This window comes from Pseudomonas yamanorum, assembly GCF_013386765.1.
GTDB lineage: Bacteria > Pseudomonadota > Gammaproteobacteria > Pseudomonadales > Pseudomonadaceae > Aquipseudomonas > Aquipseudomonas yamanorum_A.
The window spans coordinates 131,340-149,893 of sequence record NZ_JACARE010000006.1; the positions used below are offsets into that span (position 1 = coordinate 131,340).

General features: G+C 53.8%; 22 protein-coding genes and 1 tRNA gene. 11 read left to right on the top strand and 12 right to left on the bottom strand.

Annotation, left to right across the window (positions count from 1 at the left end):
• Positions 1 to 6 precede the first annotated feature (6 nt).
• Entirely contained in the window at positions 7 to 765 is a 759-nt protein-coding gene (locus HX875_RS03830; protein ID WP_177041958.1) for an ABC transporter permease, read from the top strand.
• A 58-nt stretch (positions 766 to 823) separates the two neighbouring features.
• Here the strand turns inward: HX875_RS03830 and HX875_RS03835 are convergent, their stop codons facing one another.
• Complete coding sequence (locus HX875_RS03835; protein WP_003207572.1) at positions 824 to 961, bottom strand: hypothetical protein; 138 nt, start codon at positions 959 to 961, stop codon at positions 824 to 826.
• A 173-nt stretch (positions 962 to 1,134) separates the two neighbouring features.
• On the opposite strand from HX875_RS03835, the gene HX875_RS03840 reads away from it, so the two are divergent.
• Positions 1,135 to 1,329: a hypothetical protein gene (locus HX875_RS03840; protein WP_177041777.1), complete on the top strand. Its 195-nt coding sequence runs from the start codon at positions 1,135 to 1,137 to the stop codon at positions 1,327 to 1,329.
• 1 nt (position 1,330) lies between these two features.
• Here HX875_RS03840 and HX875_RS03845 read toward each other — a convergent pair whose 3' ends face one another.
• Positions 1,331 to 1,708 carry a fe2+ zn2+ uptake regulation protein gene (locus HX875_RS03845; protein ID WP_177041780.1) on the bottom strand — a complete coding sequence of 126 codons (378 nt, stop codon included), beginning with the start codon at positions 1,706 to 1,708 and terminating at the stop codon, positions 1,331 to 1,333.
• A gap of 240 nt (positions 1,709 to 1,948) precedes the next feature.
• Here HX875_RS03845 and pvdQ point away from each other — a divergent pair, with 240 nt between their 5' ends.
• From pvdQ to HX875_RS03860, 3 genes are all read left to right on the top strand, one after another.
• Positions 1,949 to 4,246 carry a bifunctional acylase PvdQ gene (gene pvdQ, locus HX875_RS03850; RefSeq protein WP_177041782.1) on the top strand — a complete coding sequence of 766 codons (2,298 nt, stop codon included), beginning with the start codon at positions 1,949 to 1,951 and terminating at the stop codon, positions 4,244 to 4,246.
• Positions 4,247 to 4,459: 213 nt separating this feature from the next.
• A tRNA-Cys gene (locus HX875_RS03855) sits at positions 4,460 to 4,533 on the top strand.
• Between the two features lie 351 nt (positions 4,534 to 4,884).
• Positions 4,885 to 7,332: a DUF4062 domain-containing protein gene (locus tag HX875_RS03860; protein ID WP_177041784.1), complete on the top strand. Its 2,448-nt coding sequence runs from the start codon at positions 4,885 to 4,887 to the stop codon at positions 7,330 to 7,332.
• 79 nt (positions 7,333 to 7,411) lie between these two features.
• On the opposite strand, the gene HX875_RS03865 is transcribed toward HX875_RS03860, so the two are convergent.
• The 9 genes from HX875_RS03865 to HX875_RS03905 are packed head-to-tail and all read right to left on the bottom strand — an operon-like array spanning position 7,412 to position 11,384.
• Positions 7,412 to 8,476 (bottom strand): tyrosine-type recombinase/integrase, encoded by a 1,065-nt coding sequence (locus HX875_RS03865; protein WP_177041786.1) that lies wholly within the window; start codon positions 8,474 to 8,476, stop codon positions 7,412 to 7,414.
• A 3-nt stretch (positions 8,477 to 8,479) separates the two neighbouring features.
• On the bottom strand, positions 8,480 to 8,716 hold the full coding sequence (locus tag HX875_RS03870; RefSeq protein WP_177041960.1) for a DUF4224 domain-containing protein: 237 nt from the start codon (positions 8,714 to 8,716) through the stop codon (positions 8,480 to 8,482).
• On the bottom strand, positions 8,716 to 9,036 hold the full coding sequence (locus HX875_RS03875; RefSeq protein ID WP_256348029.1) for a hypothetical protein: 321 nt from the start codon (positions 9,034 to 9,036) through the stop codon (positions 8,716 to 8,718). The genes HX875_RS03870 and HX875_RS03875 overlap by 1 nt, the downstream gene beginning before the upstream one ends.
• The gene (locus HX875_RS03880) at positions 9,033 to 9,575 is read right to left on the bottom strand and encodes a phosphohydrolase (RefSeq protein WP_177041788.1); all 543 of its coding nucleotides are present in this window, start codon (positions 9,573 to 9,575) and stop codon (positions 9,033 to 9,035) included. Before HX875_RS03880 ends, HX875_RS03875 begins: the two co-directional genes overlap by 4 nt.
• Positions 9,572 to 9,970 carry a hypothetical protein gene (locus HX875_RS03885; protein ID WP_003207588.1) on the bottom strand — a complete coding sequence of 133 codons (399 nt, stop codon included), beginning with the start codon at positions 9,968 to 9,970 and terminating at the stop codon, positions 9,572 to 9,574. The genes HX875_RS03880 and HX875_RS03885 overlap by 4 nt, the downstream gene beginning before the upstream one ends.
• Before the next feature lie 47 nt (positions 9,971 to 10,017).
• On the bottom strand, positions 10,018 to 10,344 hold the full coding sequence (locus tag HX875_RS03890; protein WP_177041790.1) for a pyocin activator PrtN family protein: 327 nt from the start codon (positions 10,342 to 10,344) through the stop codon (positions 10,018 to 10,020).
• Positions 10,337 to 10,474 carry a hypothetical protein gene (locus tag HX875_RS03895; protein WP_177041792.1) on the bottom strand — a complete coding sequence of 46 codons (138 nt, stop codon included), beginning with the start codon at positions 10,472 to 10,474 and terminating at the stop codon, positions 10,337 to 10,339. Before HX875_RS03895 ends, HX875_RS03890 begins: the two co-directional genes overlap by 8 nt.
• 25 nt (positions 10,475 to 10,499) lie before the next feature.
• Positions 10,500 to 10,784: a phage antirepressor KilAC domain-containing protein gene (locus HX875_RS03900; protein WP_177041794.1), complete on the bottom strand. Its 285-nt coding sequence runs from the start codon at positions 10,782 to 10,784 to the stop codon at positions 10,500 to 10,502.
• Positions 10,785 to 10,793: 9 nt separating this feature from the next.
• Positions 10,794 to 11,384: a hypothetical protein gene (locus HX875_RS03905; protein ID WP_177041796.1), complete on the bottom strand. Its 591-nt coding sequence runs from the start codon at positions 11,382 to 11,384 to the stop codon at positions 10,794 to 10,796.
• A 357-nt stretch (positions 11,385 to 11,741) separates the two neighbouring features.
• Here HX875_RS03905 and HX875_RS03910 point away from each other — a divergent pair, with 357 nt between their 5' ends.
• On the top strand, positions 11,742 to 13,535 hold the full coding sequence (locus HX875_RS03910; RefSeq protein ID WP_177041797.1) for an NACHT domain-containing protein: 1,794 nt from the start codon (positions 11,742 to 11,744) through the stop codon (positions 13,533 to 13,535).
• A gap of 20 nt (positions 13,536 to 13,555) precedes the next feature.
• Here the strand turns inward: HX875_RS03910 and HX875_RS03915 are convergent, their stop codons facing one another.
• Positions 13,556 to 14,281, bottom strand: a complete 726-nt coding sequence (locus tag HX875_RS03915) for a LexA family protein (RefSeq protein ID WP_177041799.1) — start codon at positions 14,279 to 14,281, stop codon at positions 13,556 to 13,558.
• Positions 14,282 to 14,359: 78 nt separating this feature from the next.
• On the opposite strand from HX875_RS03915, the gene HX875_RS03920 reads away from it, so the two are divergent.
• The 5 genes from HX875_RS03920 (at position 14,360) to HX875_RS03940 (ending at position 18,251) form a co-directional block, all read left to right on the top strand.
• Positions 14,360 to 14,620 carry a hypothetical protein gene (locus HX875_RS03920; protein WP_177041801.1) on the top strand — a complete coding sequence of 87 codons (261 nt, stop codon included), beginning with the start codon at positions 14,360 to 14,362 and terminating at the stop codon, positions 14,618 to 14,620.
• 328 nt (positions 14,621 to 14,948) lie between these two features.
• Positions 14,949 to 15,467 (top strand): phage regulatory CII family protein, encoded by a 519-nt coding sequence (locus tag HX875_RS03925; RefSeq protein WP_177041803.1) that lies wholly within the window; start codon positions 14,949 to 14,951, stop codon positions 15,465 to 15,467.
• Entirely contained in the window at positions 15,460 to 15,687 is a 228-nt protein-coding gene (locus HX875_RS03930; RefSeq protein WP_177041805.1) for a TraR/DksA family transcriptional regulator, read from the top strand. Before HX875_RS03925 ends, HX875_RS03930 begins: the two co-directional genes overlap by 8 nt.
• Positions 15,677 to 17,893: a VapE domain-containing protein gene (locus HX875_RS03935; protein WP_177041807.1), complete on the top strand. Its 2,217-nt coding sequence runs from the start codon at positions 15,677 to 15,679 to the stop codon at positions 17,891 to 17,893. Before HX875_RS03930 ends, HX875_RS03935 begins: the two co-directional genes overlap by 11 nt.
• Positions 17,886 to 18,251, top strand: a complete 366-nt coding sequence (locus HX875_RS03940) for a PA0613 family protein (RefSeq protein WP_177041809.1) — start codon at positions 17,886 to 17,888, stop codon at positions 18,249 to 18,251. Before HX875_RS03935 ends, HX875_RS03940 begins: the two co-directional genes overlap by 8 nt.
• Positions 18,252 to 18,554 lie beyond the last annotated feature (303 nt).

An 18,554-nucleotide genomic window follows, 5' to 3' on the forward strand; every position in this document is an offset into this window, starting at 1 on the left:
AAAACCTTGGCGTTGCCGGGCTGGCTGCTCGGCTTGAGCGGGCTGGCTGGCTTGTTGTTGCTCTGGTGGCTGGGAGTGAAGGTGTTTGGCAGTGCAGACGGTTTGTCTGCGCGGTTTTCGCTGTCGGCGACCTTCGCCAGCCTGTGGGAATTGTTGGGGCGCAGCGAGCTGTACCTGAACATTGCGGTGAGCCTCAAGCGGATTTTCGTCGGGCTGTTCCTGGCGTTGCTGATTGGCGTGCCGTTGGGCTTGCTGGTGGGCAGTTCGCGCAAGCTGGAGGCGGCGACCACGCCGGCCTTCCAGTTTCTGCGGATGATCTCGCCGCTGTCGTGGATGCCCATCGTGGTGATGTTGATGGGGGTGGGCGACCAGCCGATCTACTTCCTGCTGGCGTTCGCGGCGGTGTGGCCGATTCTGCTTAATACGGCGGCGGGCGTGCGTCAGCTCGACCCGCGCTGGCTGCAACTGAGCAAAAGCCTGAGCGCCACGCGCTGGGAAACCTTGCGCCGGGTGATTATTCCCGGGGTGATGGGGCATGTGCTGACGGGTGTGCGCCTGGCCATCGGCATTCTGTGGATCGTGCTGGTGCCGTGCGAGATGCTCGGGGTGAGTGCCGGGCTGGGTTATTACATCCTCGACACCCGCGACCGGCTGGCTTACTCGGAGCTGATGGCGATGGTGCTGCTGATCGGCCTGTTGGGGTTTGCCCTGGACGCGTTTGCGCGGTGGTTGCATCAGCGTTGGGTGCATGGTGCAAACAGTTAGGCCTGGCCTTTCACAACAAACCCGACGAGATGTCGGGTTTGTTGTTTATGCGGCGCGATCAGCGATGGTAATACCCAGGTCCGCCTTCGCTGTAGCGATGGTCGTGCCAACCGCCACCGCCGTGGGGGAATATGATGCAGCCACTCATGCTCAGCATGATCAGCAAGGGAATCAGCAGTGTGATTCGACGAAGCATTTCAAAATCCTCTAGGGTGCTCACAGGTTCAATCAGGCGTTGTGCAAGCCAAAGTTTTTCATCGCCTGTAACATGAGACCCCGCCGACCCCAGTCCATCCCCGGCAATGGGTATGTGCTTGGTGTGGCCGTCGATACAAAGTGGATACAATTTTTCAGCTTCAGGAACCCGTCATGACCCAAAAGCAACGTCTGAAATATTCGATTCTGATTTCCCTGGTGGTGCTGGGGACGATGTTTGGCCTGTCCTACCTGCAGACCAACGGGGTCATCAGCGAGAAAACGTTCCAGTACATCGCCATTGCCGTGGCGGTGACCGTGGTGGTGATCAACGGTGTGATGCGCCGCAAGGTCAAGCCTAACCTGTAAGTCAGGCCCGGCCCTCCAGGACTTTGGCAGCCTGCTCGTGCAGGCTGTAGCTCTTGTCGGCGTTCAGGGTGATCACGCCTTCGATGCACAGGCGCTTGAGCACCTCGCGCACGCTGAGAAACGACAGCGGGATGCCCAGCTCCAGCAAATGGCTGTGCACGCCCCGCACGCCGAGGGTGCGCTGGTTGTCGGCGGCGGTCAGCAGGGCGTCGATGACTTTCAGCCGGATCAGGCTGGTGCGCAGGCCAAAACATTTGAGCAAATGACGAATGCGCTGGTTGCCGTGTTCCGGCGCCTTGCCGAACGCCTGGTTGCCGGAGCCAAACGCGCCGTCATGCATGGATGAGTGTCCTTCCGTGGGCAGTTGCGGGTTGTACATGCAAAAACTCCTTATCAGAGCCTGATCAGGAAAATGATGGTGCTCTTACCTAATAAGACGTACGAGCAGCCGAAATCATGAAGTGCAGGATGTAGAAATTTTGTCGGTAACATCCTGGAGACATAAATAACGTTGGCTCACGCCGTGGATCTTCTAAATTTTTCCGGGTGTTTACGTCTTTACTGAGGTGTTGGCGAAGCTGTCCCTCGTCACGGTGTTTAATTTGGCTGTGGAGTCTGCGTGATTATTTCCAACGGGTTGTTCAGGGTGTGCGTGGCTGGGGCGTTGCTGGGGCTGAGTCTTTGCGCCACGGCGCGGGTGCAGGAACAACAGGCCTCGGCCGAGATTCGCCGTACCGGTTTTGGTGTCCCGCATATCCGGGCCAGCGACGAGCGCGGGCTGGGTTATGGCATCGGTTACGCCTACGCCCAGGACAACCTCTGCCTGTTGGCCAATGAGGTGGTGACGGTCAACGGCGAGCGCGCCAGGTACTTTGGCCCTGAGCAGGCCACCCTGGAAGGGCGCAACAACCTCACCAACGACGTGTTCTTCACCTGGCTGAACACGCCCGAGGCCGTTGCGGCGTTCTGGAAGGCACAGACCCCGGCGATGCAGCAGCGCATCGAAGGGTATGTCGCCGGCTACAACCGTTACCTCAAGGAGCGTACCGCCCAGGGTTTGCCGGCGCAGTGCCAGGCGGCATGGGTGCGGCCGATCACGGCTGAAGACCTGGTCAAGGTGACCCGCCGGCTGCTGGTGGAAGGTGGCGTCGGCCAGTTTGCCGAGGCCTTGGTGGGCGCCACGCCGCCGAATGCCGTCGCCCAAATGAACGCCAAGGCGTTTGAGGTGGCCGCCGCCAACCAGCAGCGTTTCGCCCTGGACCGCGGCAGCAACGCCGTTGCCGTGGGCCGCGACCGTTCGTTCAACGGCCGCGGCATGCTGCTGGCCAATCCGCATTTCCCTTGGGTGGGCGGCATGCGTTTCTACGAGATGCACCTGACCATTCCCGGCCAACTGGATGTGATGGGCGCTGCCTTGCCGGGCCTGCCGGTGATCAACATCGGCTTCAACCAGCACGTGGCCTGGACCCACACGGTCGATACCTCCAAACACTTCACCCTGTACCGCCTGACCCTGGACCCGAAAGACCCGACCCGCTACCTGCTGGACGGCAAATCCGTGCCCATGGACAAAGCCACGATCAAGGTGACGGTGAAAGCCGCCGACGGCACTACCAAGCAACAGTCCCGCACCGTCTACAGCTCGCAGTTCGGCCCGGTGGTGCAATGGCCGGGCAAGCTGGACTGGGACAACAAATATGCCTTCAGCCTGCGGGATGCGAACCTGGGCAACGACCGGGTGCTGCAACAGTGGTACGCGATGAACCGCGCCGCGAACCTCAAGGACCTGCAAGCCTCGGTGCACACCCTGCAAGGCATCCCGTGGGTCAACACCGTGGCGGCGGATGACCAGGGCCAGAGCCTGTACATGAACCTGTCGGTGGTGCCGAACGTCAGCGCGAAAAAACTCGCGCAGTGCAGCGACCCGCGCGTCGGCCTGCAGTTCATCATGCTCGACGGCTCCCGCAGCGCCTGCGCCTGGGACATAGACCCGCGCGCCGCCCAGGCCGGGATCTTCCCGGCCGATCAACTGCCGCAACTTGAGCGCACCGACTATGTGCAGCACTCCAACGACTCGGCATGGCTGGTCAACCCCAAGGCTCCGTTGACCGGTTTCTCACCGGTGATCAGCCAGGAAAAAATCGGCCTGGGCCCGCGTGCCCGTTTCGCCTTGCAGCGCTTGCAGGAACTCGATAAGCAGCCGATCAAGGTCGTCGACTTGCAGAACATGATCATGGACAACCAGGTGTACCTCGCCGGCCAGGTCATGCCTGACTTGCTGAAATTCTGCGCGGGTGCCGACGCCGGCGTGAAATCAGTGTGCGACAGCCTGAAAAGCTGGGACCAGCGGGCCAACCTCGACAGCGGCCTGGGCCTGGTGCACTTCATCAACCTGGCGGAGCAACTGGCACAGGCGCCCGATGCGTGGAAGGTGGGCTTCGACCCGGCACAACCCTTGACCACGCCGCGTGGGCTGGCAATTGAGCGGGCAGGGGTAGCCAAGGCACTGCGTGAAGCGATGCTGGCGTCAGCCGCCGACGTGGCCAAACGCGGGCTGACCGCCGACAGCCGCTGGGGTGATATCCAGGTCTCGGGCCAAACGCCGATCCATGGCGGCCCGCAAGAGCTGGGCGTGTACAACGCCATGCAAAGCGTGCCTCGGGCGGATGGCAAACGCGAGGTGGTCAGCGGCAGCAGCTACCTGCAGATCGTGACGTTTGACGAGAAGGGCCCGAAGGCCGAGGGCGTACTGGCGTTCTCCTTGTCCAGCGACCCGGCGTCGAAATACTTCAAGGACCAGACCCAGGCGTTCTCCGAGAAAAAGCTCAGCCCGCTGCCGTTTACCGAAGAGCAGATCAAGGCGGACCCGCAGTACCAATTGCAGGTTATCCGTGACAAGGAAGAGGCCGGGCGGTAGGGTAGCCCACGGGAATCGATGCCCCTTGAGAGAATATTTTTTGAAATCAAGGGGTTGCAAGCCCTGGCAAATGAGTACATAATTGCGCCCATCGAACGCACTGAAGCATTAAAAACTTCAATGTTTTCAATGAGATAGAGTAGAGGCAAGCTTCACACAGCCCACTCAAGTTTGTATGCGGTGAATGTCGGTTGTAAGGCATTGATCGTTTGAGGCCGAGTAGCAAAATGGTTATGCAGCGGATTGCAAATCCGCCTACGCCGGTTCGATTCCGACCTCGGCCTCCACTCTTAAAAACCCCGTAGATTAACGTCTACGGGGTTTTTTATTGCCTGTGACTTGGGATCACTTCCGCAATATTTACTATCGCTTCCGCAACTTGTCACCCTTTATATAAAAAAGCCACGGACGTCGGTCCCCGCCACGAGGCCCCTTGACCCGATACCATTCTGGTAGGCGGGCTCGACCAAAACTGGATTAGATAATGCTACATCGGTTTTTCCATGTGGCGTTGATCCCTCAGCAGGTTACCGACTCAAAATCCTTAATATCCCCGTGGACAGCCGCTATGAAAGTTGTGATTATTCAACAATGCTAAAAGTTGAAAACCCAAATTCAGATGGATGTGAGGATTGGCTGTGGCAGGAAACAGAAAGGTCGTAAGCTTTTTTTTAGCGTCTCCAGGAGATTTGATTCCAGAGCGAAAAATTGCTAAACAAGTTGCCGATGAACTGAACTCTATGCTTTCGATAAAGTTTAATATTCATATTGAGCTAGTCGGATGGGAGGATACGGTATCTAGTGCAGGAAGACCTCAAGAAATAATTAACCGTGACCTAGATCGGTGTGATGTTTTTATTGGGCTTGTTTGGAAGCGTTGGGGAAGCGCCCCCGATAATGAAAGTAAATATCAGTCGGGCTTTGAAGAAGAATTTACAATAGCTACAACTGGCAACAAACAAAAAAGAAAACCTTTGATAAGTCTTTTTTTCAAAAAGGTTGATGCACCAGCAATGAGTGACCCTGGTGAGCAGTTGCAGAGAGTCATGAAATTTCGAAAGAGTATAATAGAAAATAAATCGTTGCTCTTTCAAGATTTCGAAAACTTGGATGAGTTTGAGGGCATAATTAGAAAATGTATTTCTAACTATGTTTTTGATCATATAGATTTAAATGATAATCATCCTCAAGCAACGCACACACCTGAAGCAGAAATCGAAAAAAGTAGCAGCGAAAAAATTAACGAGAATTTTGATCAAGCCCCTATCAGGGGGCAGAGCGCCAACTTTATTCAGTCCATACTTCGTCGTAATGGGGATGCTTCTAGTAACGCGAAGTTGGAGCCATTTGAGGTTGCTCGGTTAAGGTTGATTTCAAATGGACTAGGCGATAGTCTGAATGATGTCATTTATCTAGGGCCGCATGATTGTAATTTGATATACAAAAATAAAGATGGGTGCGTGTTTGATAAGCATGAAGTGCTAGGCCTACTTCAAAGTGGAGCTAAAAATTTACAATATCAAAATATCCCTTTGTGGTTTTGGCTGAAGCATCCGAAAAATGAACTCTATCATTTGGCTTTCTTAACACTAACGATACCTGATGATGGGCATGCGATAGTTAATTCTATCTTGGATGTGATGGCTCTGACAGAAACTGAAATTAAGGAGGATGATTTTTTAAAAAGGGAGAATTATTTAAATTTATGGTTTTCTGAAAAGAAGAACCCCTCTGTAAAAAATGCTGCCTTACGCTATCTTTGTGTAATGGGGGTTGTGGAAGATTTGGATACTATACACAAGGAGATTATCAAAAACGATTCTCAGACCATTACATTGGCAAATGAGGCGTATATAACTATCAAGTTGCGTATAGGAGTGGGCTCCGCATTGAAGGCGATTGCTGAACTGCAGCCAGCTACATTAAGTGCGGAGCTTGTTGGGCGGATATTTTTTAATCATAGTCATATTTCGTCCGATGAATTAGATGCTGCTATGACCAACAGAAACAAATTGGTGCGAGAACGATCTATTGAATTGCTTATATTAAGGGGGCTTTTAGCGAATAATCTTGTGGAAGCCGTCCAGCAAGACCCAGAGCCTAGCGTAAGGGGGCTTGCAATAAAGTCTCTGCTAAATCAAGGGGCTAGCTTAAGCGAGGATGAAGCTAAAGCCATAATTATGAAGGATCGGTCTAAGCCGACCACTGAAGAAGATGCTGTTTGGGTAAAATATCAGCCATTGGTCTTGTCCGCTATGGATAGCGATGAGTTGGAGAGGAGAACTCTTAAAAATTTACCCTTGATTCCCGATACCTATATTGAGCTTTGCCGAAGGAACATTGAAACGTCACGCCATGATTTGACTCGTAATTTGCTTGATAGATTCGAAGCTTTTTATAGTGAGAGGATTGTTGTCTGGGCGGAAAGTGCGGGCGGCGCGTCAGTTGATATCATTAAGCAATTTGATTCTATAAAAAATCATATTATAGGTAAATTTGTACGTAAGTCCCTCACGGTTCTAATTGAAACGAAGTCGAAAAAAGATGTTGCAGTTGTTCGTGCTTCTCTCTCAGATCCCACGGTCGTTCCGATAGTTGCGGATCTGGAGTATTTATATCAATTTGGTGAGTGGCAAGATATTCCTCTCGTTATGTCTTTGGTAGACAGGTTTAAACTTGATGATAGTGGATCGCTACTAAGTGGTTTTGGGATTCCACGAAATGCACAAGCCTTAGCTGTTAAAATTTTGCTGAAGCTCGGCAAGAATAGACTGGCAGATATCTTGAAGCTAGAATGCTCTCTTAGGGTTAAGCGTCACTTGATTTGCTCTATTAATGATAAAGAGTTTGTCAGTATTGATGATGACGTTATTCTAAGTGTGCTTCAGGATTCCGATGATGAAGTTCGTAAGAATTGTGCGCTCAAATGCGCTAAAACATACTCGAAAAATCGGCTGTCTTCACTTCTTGATAGGTATAATGAAGAAGAACAGTCGTTTTACAATGTGATTTATTGGCTGGATTTTGGTCTGTATGGTTCAAGGGGCCAAGTCAGAAATGTCTGTAGAAAAACATTCATACTTTAACTTGGCGATTGATTGTTATGCTCTTCAGTCATTGGCGTGCCAATGACTGAAAGCTCTTGGGGATTTCCTCGTCTCTGGTTCATTTAGTAGGTCTAACTATTTCTCCAACTCGTCGGTATACTTTCTTGGTCATCTCCTCGGTTGAGTGACCTAATAATCGGCTTGCATGCGTCAACTCGATCTCGCTTGCAGCTTTAGGCCGGATGTCCTTGAACTGAAACTGACGAATGCTCGTTGCCAGCGCGGGATCACCATCAGCTGACGCTTTGATTGCTGCCTTCTCTCGTGCGTCGTCCCACCGATTACGCAGCATCTGTTGGCTCATCCGAAGTCCAGACGCGTTAGTTATCAAGGTTGACGTGCGGATTCCATTGACGGCTCTGCGTTCTTGCAGGTCGTCGATGAAGCTACTCAGGCCGGATTGGATTCCGGCATCCTCCAAACGAAGACGGAGACGTTTTTCGGTCTTGCCCTGACCAATCAGCAAAAAGCCATTGTTCAAGTCGGTCGCTGCAATCTTGAGCACATCTGCGGGACGTTGGCCGGTCAGGTAGGCCAGATCCATCGCGTCCTTGAGCTCCTGTACCGCCTCCGCGTATACCGCGTTCCATACGGTTTCACCGGCATAATAGTCCCGTGGCTTTTCCTTGTTGCGGCGAACGCCAAAGCAAGGGTTTGCTTTGTCAGTGAGCCCCCATTCGCGTGCAATGGTAAATGCATGGGAGAGCAGGGCGATCTCACGGTTGGCCCTCACCTTGGCTGTCCTGGCGTCACGGTACTGCGCTACTACTTGAGGCGTGATCGACTCAATGGGGGCGCTCTCAAATGCTCTTCTGAGTTGCTTGAGTTCTTTGCGGTTGTCGGACTGAGTGCGAATCGACTTCCCCGGGATGATTTCCTTTTCGTAGCGATCAAATACATAGCTCATCAGATGATTGGGCTTCGGTGGTGTCTTGCGTTCCAGTCTGGCCCACTCCACTTTGGCCTGGTCGAGGTCTGTACCGAGTGGGATTTCCTTCCGCTTCCCGTCGGCAGTTCTTCCATCGTAATAATACGATGTCCAAGTCTTTCCACTCTTACCCTTGCGAATGCGCCGTATCATCCGTGGCGGCAGATCTCGATTGGCTGTACTTTTCTGGCGCATTAGTCAGCTCACATTTGCGAGGTCGAGCGACCAGGTTTCAGTCACGACATTGGCAGCGGAAGGTTTGACACCTGACAGTTTCAGTCGAGCATAAACCCGACCTACTATTGGGCGGCGAGCGCCAGTCAGGACAAACTCCCAGCGGTTTTCGGTCAACCAGTGGATTTGCTTAGACGGGATTTGATAGCCGGTGATGGTCGCCAATTCTTCGTCGGCCAGCGTTTCGCTTGGGATTTCCATCATGCGGCTCTCTTGGTCAGATCTGTCGCGCCATTACCTAGGCCTGTTTTCTCTTCAGAAAGAAAGTCGGTAATGCCTGAAGCATGCGTATACCCCACGACAGGCTGCGCGAGCGGGCGTTCCTGAGCGTTTAGCGTTGCATTAGCGAGCGCTGCCCCGCGCAGCTTTTCGTGGGGTATAAGTGCCTCGGCGGTGGCGCTGGAAGAGGCAATATTGCCTGCTGCTGCGCAGCAGAAACTGTTTATTTCCTGCGTGTCGACACTCACTGGTGTGCGGAGCAAAGCGGGCAGGGTGCTGATATTGTCCTGGTGGTTATTCATGCCGCTTTCCTCTGGTGTTCGATAGCAAGTTGGTCCATCAGGCGCTGGTGGTAGGTGTTGCGTGCTTCTGCGGCTGACCATGGGCGAATGGTTTCAGCCATGGGCTCTATGCCGACCAAGCAATCCCAGATAGCCGGATCGGTTGGCATGAGGTCGCGGCGCTCGGTGGCCAACGCAATCAGGTCAGCCTGGTGTATGCATGCGGGTAGATCGAAGGCCAGGTCGAAGCACTCAGAGATTCGCCCCCACACGACGTCCTCAAATCCTCGGTAGTCAGGCATCCACTGTTTGAGTGGCCGGGTCATATCGCCCAGGTACGCCTCGGTCGCATCGTGGAGCAGGGCCGCCAACTTGTGTTCTTCCGGCACCAGCTCGGCGACGATGCAGCTGTGTTGTGCCACGCTGTAAAACTCGCGGGTGTGGCCGTTGAAGCGACACAGGTGGGCCAACGAGTGCGATATGTCCAGTGGGTCGATCATGTCGACTTCAGGTTCATAGACGTTGAAGTGCTTGCCGGTGAAGGTGAAGATGAAGTTCATGCTGCATCCTCCAGCGTGAACGGATCCATTAGGGCAGCCATGCTCAGAGCCTTGTCGCGTAAGGCTAGTGCTTGCGTTGCCTGGCTTTCGGATCTCACTGCTCGGAAGGTGTCAGCCGCAAGCTTCAGCTTTTCGGCGATGGCCAACAGGGTGAGTCGATCTTGTGGTTGAAGATCCAAGATGAGTTGCAGGCGCCGGCATCGTTCGGTGACTTGCTCAAGTTCGGTAGCGCTTGCTGACTCGCCCTGGTCCATCCCTTCCATAAAGCCCTGAGCGTGGCCTTCCTCATAGCCCTCAGCTCGACCATCCGTTAAGCCGCCCTTGTAGCCGACCCAGTAGAGGATCCCAAGCGCGATAACGATGCCGATCAGTGCGTATATTTGAATTGCAGTCATGTGGTGTGCTCCTGGTGTTGTTGGCTGGTGGTGGCAGCCGTTGGGGGTTACTGGCCTTGCTCGGTTGAGTCGGTTTCTGGACGCGGCATGTCTTCATCTGCTCGGTAAGCGCGGATGTCGATCAGGGCCGCTACGTGTTTGATGTGGGCGTACCTCAATGCCTTGGCGCTGTGGTCCAGAGTGGTCACCGGCAGTTGGATGCGACCGGCGTTGATCGCCTCGATGAATGTCTTTTCATTGAGGTTCTTGAAGTAATGCACGCGCAGCTTTTCCAGTGGGATAAGCACGTCACCGAAGAGTTGATGAAGCATCTCGACGGTCGCGATATCCGGCGCGGGTTGCAGCCGCAGCGGTGTTTGACTGTTGTTACTCATGGGGCTCGGCCTCCTTGCGTTTGAGTCGTGATGGATGGTTCCAGGCATTCAGGCAATGGCGCTTGGTCAGCTCCCGCAGATGCTCCGGCACTTCGAGGAGCGCGGCGTTGCGCTCCTCGCGTGTGCGCATGGCGACGATCTGGCGGGCGTACTCCCTAGGCCACGTCACGGTTGCCTGGCGGGATGGCTGGCAGTTCGAGCCCCAGTTGCTCGGCGAGCCAGGGCATTCCGGCTTGCCGGAACTTGGTCGATTGGCTGTACTGCATGCCCGCAGTCTCGTGGTACCAGTTGCCGTTCTTGATCCGCAGGTACTCACGGTCACGGACGGGGAAGGCCGGCAAGTTGCGGTCGTTGAGCAAGCCCTTTTCACGCATGAGCGCGATCAGCTTGGGGCGGGTGATGCCGAAGTACTTGGCGGCTTTTTCCAGGCTACGTTCCATCACGGCCTCCTACGCTGCGTGCGCGGCAGGTGTAGCTGCTGCGGCCAAGTGGTTGATGGATTCGACGACCATGCCGTACAGCTCGACGTCAGTCCCGTATACCGTGAAGCACTTGGTGCGCGGCGACTTCACGCCGATGCCCATGATGGTGGTGATGCCGGAGCGGGACTTGTTGCGGTGAATCGCCAGATATATTGGCTGCTCGAAGCCCAGATCGAGGCTGATAGCGCCGCCGGTGCGTACCAGCTCGAACACTTGTTGCTTGTGTTCAACATCAAACGTGCCGTAGCGACGGTTTGCGTGGAGAGCCGGCAGTGATTCGGGCGATGTGCTGGGGTCGATCGGGCCGTTGGCTATTTCTTCGATGAAGTCGGCCAGTTTGAGGTGCATTTTTTTGCTGTTGGTCAGGGTCAGCGTGTGGCGTTCGGTGCCCAGTTCAACGGTGAAGTGCGTGTCGGCTTTGCTGCGTTCGACTTTCAGGCGGAAAGCCAGCACATCGCGCCGTGGTGTGGTGCGCAGCGTGTGGTTGAAAGTCTCGCTGAGATTGACCTGAGCATGCAGCAGGGCAAGGGTACGGTTGTCGAGTTTGAACTTGCTCATGCTGCGTGCCCTCCGCCGTTAGGATCGAACGGTGCGGGCGTGGTGCGCTCTTTCAGCTTGGGTTTGGATGCGATGAAGGTGCACCCGCAATCTTGCGCTAGGCGGCGAATCTCGAAGATGCGGAAGGGGTTAGCAACGGCCGGGTGGACGTGCAGGGTGGCTGTGGTGTGCATGGTGTTGCCTCGCTCTGTGGTGGAAGAGTGAAACAAATATCAACCATTGGTTTACAAAAATCAACAACCAAAGGTTGATTTATGGATAAAAAAATCATCACCGTTGAGGTTCCAGAATGAGGTGTGTTTTCATTGTCTTAGCCAGTGGCAAACTGCCAGTCTTTTTGTGAAAAGGATATTCAAGATGAATGAAACCGAAATAGCAGTAGAATTATTTAATTCTCAACTTGAGAATGTATTTAATTTCGGTATGGGGATATATGAAGCTCAAGATGAAAAAAGGAAAATAAAAATTGGTCAGGCTTATCAGCGTTATATATTGAATGCACGCAGTAAGCTGGCGAAGACAAAATCTTTTTTTATTTTAGATAAGCCTACTGATTTTTATGATTATTACGTTTCTACCGAGATTTCATGTGGTCGCATAAGTTTAGATAATCCCGGAATTTCTCAGTGTGTGAATGTTAGCGATCGAATTGTCATCGCCGGTACTGGGGGAAGTGGAAAGTCTATTTTTATGCGTCATATGTTTCTTGATTGCATCAACACCATGAGGTTTGTCCCCGTATTGATTGAGTTACGTGATTTAAACGATTCTAAGAGAACTGTAGAGGAGCAAATATTTTACGTTTTAGAAAATGGCGGCTTTAATGTAGGTGGAGGTTTCGTCATACGTTCAATGGAGGCTGGGAGGTTTTGCTTTTTATTTGATGGTTTTGATGAGTTGATAGAAAGTAGGCGTCGCGAGGTTAGTGATTATATTAATGAGATTTCTCTTCGGTTCTCAGGCTGCCCTATAATAGTTTCATCTAGGCCCGATGAGAGGTTCTACGGGTGGAACCAGTTCAGTATTTTCTTTGTTGAGCCTTTAAGTAAGGAAGCGGCACTATCACTTGTTAAAAAGCTGCCGGTAGAAGAAGAAGTTAAGAAAAAATTTCTAATAGAGTTGGATGAAAGATTGTACGATGAGCATCAATCTTTTTTGTCGAATCCATTACTTCTTTCTATAATGTTGCTTACATATCATCAGAATGCAGATGTTCCTACAAAATTGAGTTTATTTTACAGTCAGGCATATGAGGCGCTATTTCAAAAACACGACGCGACTAAAGGTGCATATTCCCGGAGTAGAGCAACAAGTTTAGATATTCTTGATTTTGCGAAGGTATTTTCGTTGTTCTCCTTGATTACTTTTGATAGGCGGATTTTTAGAATGTCGAAAATTACCTGTTTAGAATTTATTGAGGATAGCAAAATACGCCTCGGGACTAACTTTGATAGACAAGATTTTCTACAAGATCTTCTTGGGGCCACGTGTTTGCTGGTGGAGGATGGGCTTCAGGTAGCATATTCACATAGATCATTCCAGGAGTATTTCGTCTCACTATTTATCCTGGGTGAAAGCTTAGAGGTGCAAACCCAACTGCTGGATCGCTACTGGAATTCAACAGGAAGCGATAGTGTGGTCGAGTTAGTCCATGAACAAAATCCTGCAATGGTTGAAAGGGCGTTGTTGATTCCATTTTTGGACAAGGCATTTGATGAGCTTGGGCAAGTAGCAGATATTACTCCTGAATATCATTTCGAATATTTATGTAAGGCATATACATCAATGCAGGTCGACCCTGGGGGTATTTCAATCACACATTGTATGGATGGTTTAAGTAGCAAAAGAGTAGCGTTTGGTGTAATTGATACCGCAAATAAATTGTGTGGAAGATGGAATAGCTCACCTGAAGAGGTATACAGAAAGCTCTCAGATGCGATCTTGGATGAACTGGGTGAGAGAGGTGGGAAGTGTTCTTTGAGTGTATCTGAACTTGCATCTAAGCCCAAAGTATTGAAGGTGATGCAGGATTCAAATACATTCTTCGGAATAGAGTATCTTAAAATGGCGCATGATCTTTATGGTCAACTAAAACGGAAACACTCTGATCATGCAAAAAGCCTCTTTGATTTGTTAGGAGCTAATAGGTAGTGGAGGTTAAAAAGTGTCGATTACTCAGGGATGAATGAGCCCACTACTTTGCCGCAGATGTGTGTTTCTTCCGTAATGTCAATGATTGGATATTGCGGATTGATAGGCCTCAAGAATTGGCGCCCTGCATCTTCTACCAAGATTTTAAAGGTGGCTTCATTGGTACGTGGAACCCTCGCGATCACTCGATCACCTGTCTTGGTTTTAACTTCAGGGTCTACAAAGATAATGCATCCTGTTGGATAACTTCTGCCAGGTCCAGGATTCGTCATGGAGTCACCTAGTACTTTAAGTGCATATCCGCTCTCACTTATAGGCACAGGGCAGGACAGCCAGGACTCGCCGTCATGTTCCTCAAAATTTGATTCGCACCACGCACCTGCCTGTACCCACGAAATCAACGGGACTTTTCCGAAACGCCGAGTTATCTCGCGGACATTGCTCTCGCCCGCAACTCCAATTTGGTGGACATTCCCGTTCCCTGTTTGCTCTTTTGGCAGCACGCCATATTCCAACCATTCCCGGCGAACCTTCAACCATGAGCACAGCACTGCCATGCTATCTGCCTCAGGTATGGAGTCGCCATTTAGCCATTTGCTGATGGCTTGCGGGCTTTTTTCAGCTCCGACCTTCACCAGTTGACTGTGAATATCCGCCCCGCGTCCCCGGGTGCGTACACCGGCATCGTTGAGTGCTTCGTGAAGGCGCGCCGTGAAAGCTGCCCGTATCTCGTTCTTATCAACCATGAGTTGATACTCTCACAGGGGTTGCGCAATAGTCAGTTGATGTTAATATCAACCGTGAGTTGATAAGTGGAGGTTGCCATGTTGGACCCCGCCGATTTTCCGAACGCCATCGCGTTTGCATTTGAAGCAGCAGGCGGCATCGGTGCCGCCGCCAAGGTGTGTGAAAGGAGCTATCAGGCGCTCAATAAATGGCGCTTGGCTGCCAGTCTTCCCCGCACCGATTACACCGGTGAAACCCAATACGCCGCACTTTTGGCGAACGCTGCAAAGCAGAGGGGCAATGCGTTTGACGCTGCCTGGCTACTCACCGCATCGGCCCCTCAGAAAGCTGCAGCGTAGATAGAAAAAAGGCGACCCAAGGGCCGCCCAGTTCCCCCCGGCACACACCACCACAGTGCTGTCGGGTCGCGATAAAGAGTTGCGGGCACACCACATGCTAACCACCTCTCTTTACCGCGCTACCAAGACACGGATGTCTTGGGTTGCTGCCTTTTCCACCACAGATTGGGCAGCTGTTGCGCCAGAGGTGAACAACGGATTGTTCGCCTCGGCACGGTGCCGGTTCGATCCCTAGATCTAGCCGGCGTTTTGGGCCCTTTCAAGCCACGCGGCAAATGTACCACCACTGCATGTCGCGGGGCACTGGCAACCTTGTAGGAATAATGCCATGAGCCGAATAGCTTTAAGCTGTGTTGATCGAGCGCAAAGGGAGGTCCTTACGCTCGAACTAGCCCTGTACCACGCCGCACGGGACTATCCCGGCGGTGCTGCCGCAATCGCCGCCACCACCGGCCGTAATGCCACCACGCTGCAGCACAAGCTGTCTCCTACCCATCCGTCTCACACCGTAAACATTCAGGAGTTCGGCGAGATCCTCGAACTGACCAAGGATCGCCGCATTCTTGATGCGGTGCATGCCCTGGTCGGCGATACCACATGGCAGGAGCTGGCTGAAAGCTATACCTGTGACATGCCCGAGACCCTCACCACAGGTATTGCTTCGTACTTCCGTCAGGTGGCTGATTTGGCTGATACGTGGGCCAAGAGCATTGGCGACGGTGTCGTCAGTGATCAGGAACTGGCCGAGATTCGCCTGCAGGTGTTTCGCGGTATTCAGGGGCTGCTGGGTATGTTCAACCGCGCCAAGTATGTCAACCAGACTACGCGGGGTACCGACCGTGGCTGACGTTATCGATTTTGCCAACGACCTGGTGCAAGAGCGGATGGATCAGGCGCTCGCGGCGCGCAATGCGAATAAAACGGCTACTGCTGCACATTCGTTCATGTTCTGCGAAAGCTGCGACACGCCGATCCCGTTGGCACGCCGTGTTGCGATCCCTGGTTGCACCCAGTGTGTGGCCTGCCAGTCCATCGACGAAGCCAGGAAGGCCCGCCATGCTCGATGAGGTACTCAATCAATTCTCTGATTACGGCTTGGAGCCTGATCAACCCTTGGTGTTCGGCAAGCTAACCCGTTGCAAAACCACCCAGGACAAGGGCAAGGAAAAAAACGGCTGGTACGTGGTCCACGAGCATCTCACCGAGAAGAACGGAACGTTGATCTTCGGCAGCTTCGGTGATTGGCGGTCCGGTGAGTCTCAGAAGATCAAGGTCAAGGCCGGACGTATGAGCCCTGAGGAGCGCGAAGTCATGCGCGCTCGCCAGGAGGAGGCTAAGCGTAAGGCTGCCGAGGTCGCGGCGAACGCCTCACGTCGAGCGGCCAGCCGTGCAGCGGCTCTGTTCAAGCGCATGCCCGAGAAGGGTAAGAGCGCCTACCTGGATCGAAAGCAGATCGTCGGCTTCAAGGTTCGCTATGCGCCACGTACCGGCGCATTTTTGGTGCCTATGTGCAACGTTCGCGACCAGATCGTCGGCCTGCAGGTGATCTTCCCGGCAAAGCAGGAGGACACTGGGCGTGACAAGGCCTACTGGCCCTACGGCATGTCGAAAGAGGGCGCCTTCCACCTGATCGGTCCGCATCCTGAGCCGGGTGAGCCGGTGCTGGTGTGTGAGGGCTACGCCACAGGCGCCAGCCTGCACATGGCAACCTCGCTGACGGTCGCCATCGCCTTCGATGCGGGCAATCTGTTGCCGGTCTCCAAGGCCATGCGCGAGCGCTTCCCAGGCTGCCCGCTGATCATCTGTCGTGACGATGACTGGAAGACCAAGCGCCCCAACGGCGAGCCTTGGAACCCAGGTGAAGAAAAGGCCAGCAACGCCGCGCTGATCGTCGGCGGCCAGGTGGTTGCACCAGTCTTCTCCGGCGAGCGTGAAATCAAGTGGACCGACTTCAACGACCTGCAAATCGCCGAAGGGTTGGAGGCCGTCCGCCGCCAGGTGCTGGCGGTGGTCAAGCCTCCCGCAGCTGGCGGTTGGAAGGACCAACTGGCGCGTACCGAAAACGGCTCCCTGATCGCGCACATGCAAAACGTCGAACTGATCCTGGGCAATGACGAACGCTGGGCCGGCGTCATCGGTTACAGCGTGTTCAGCTCCAAGATCGTCAAGCTGCGGTCTGCGCCATTTGGCGGCGGTGCCGGCGATTGGGCGGACATCGATGACATGCGGGTGATGAAGTGGCTTGCGCAGCAGTACAACTTGCGGGTGAAGGCGTCCCATGTGATCGAAGCGGTCAGCGTTGTTGCCCACGACCATGCATTTCACCCGGTGCGCGAGTACCTGGAGAAGCTGGAATGGGACCGCGTGCCTCGGCTGGAAACCTGGCTGACCGATGTGTTGGGCGTCCAGGCCACCGAATACTCGGCCAAGGTCGGAAAGCGCTGGCCGATCTCGGCCGTTGCTCGTGTGATGCGCCCGGGCTGCAAGGCCGACTCGGTGATGATCCTCGAAGGCGGGCAGGGTGAAGGCAAGTCGACCGCCATGGGCGTCCTCGGCGGCGAGTGGTTTATGGATACGCCCTTTGCCCTCGGCGACAAGGACAGCTTCCAGGCAATTCGCGGCAAGTGGATTGTCGAGCTTGGGGAGCTGGACAGCTTCAACAAGGCCGAAAGCACCAAGGCCAAACAGTTCTTCTCCGCGTCCACCGACACCTACCGCGAGAGCTATGGCCGCAGAACGAACGACGTGCCACGCCAGTGTGTGTTCGTGGGTACCACGAACCAAGAGGAATACCTCAAAGACGCCACCGGCAACCGCCGTTACTGGCCAGTGTTCTGCAACAAGGTCGACTTGGAGCAACTGCGCGAGATTCGCGATCAGCTCTGGGCTGAGGCGTTGTTCTGCTTTGAGGCGGGCGATATCTGGTGGGTGACCAAGGATGAAACCCGGATGTTCACCGAGGCCCAAGATGAACGCTTTGTGGTCGATGAATGGGAAGGCCCGATTCTGACCTGGTTGGAGGAGTCGCAGATCGGCGAAACCGCCACCGGCAACGAGATCCTCAGCCAGGCGCTGAAGCTGGACTTCGGCCATTGGGGCAAGCCCGAGCAAATGCGGGTCGGGGCGATCATGCATCGGTTGGGCTGGCGGAAGAAGCGCATGCCGGCGTTGGCAAAGAGCGGTGTGCGCCCCTGGTCCTATCAGAAGCCGGCGACCTGGGGCCGTGGGTCTGCGTTGCAGCAGACTGTGGTAGAGGAGCCTTGCTTTGATTAAGCGAATCGATGAGATGCTCAAGCTATGGGCGCAGGATCTGCATTCGCCTGTGTCGGAAAACGTCGGCGGGCCAAGTGGCGGTAACATGATTGCCATGCTGATGGAGTGCAAGGGCGAGCTGATACGCGGCACTCGCGGCAGTCGGGTGCTCCTGGACGAATCGGCGGATATCGAACTGATCGTCAACAAGCACTTGCCACCGCAGCTGTCTGTCGTTGTGCGCGAGCACTACTGCAACCACGAAAGCTTCCTGTCGCAGAAGTACACCCACTGCGGATGCAGTCGTGACACCTACTACCAGCGCCTGCACGAAGCACACTTGCACATCGCCGGCATATTGATGGGGAAGGCTGCATGACCATCAGCATCACTCCGCGTGCCCTTGTCCTACTGTCCCGCCTTGTCCGACTGCCATTTAGTGCAGTTGGACAGGCGCAGCCCGCGCCGTTGTTGAGCTGTCCTACTGTCCAACCTTTTCCCGCCCATGCACACGTAAGCATAGCGGGCACGTATTCGCGCACATGGCGCGCACGCGAGCTTTTAGCTTTCTCTCTATACACAAGAGAAAGTTAAATAAGGTAGGACAGTAGGGCAGGGCCCCGAATTTAGGCGCCTGTAGCTGTCCTACTTCGATTCTGAATAGTGGGACAGGCAGGACAGG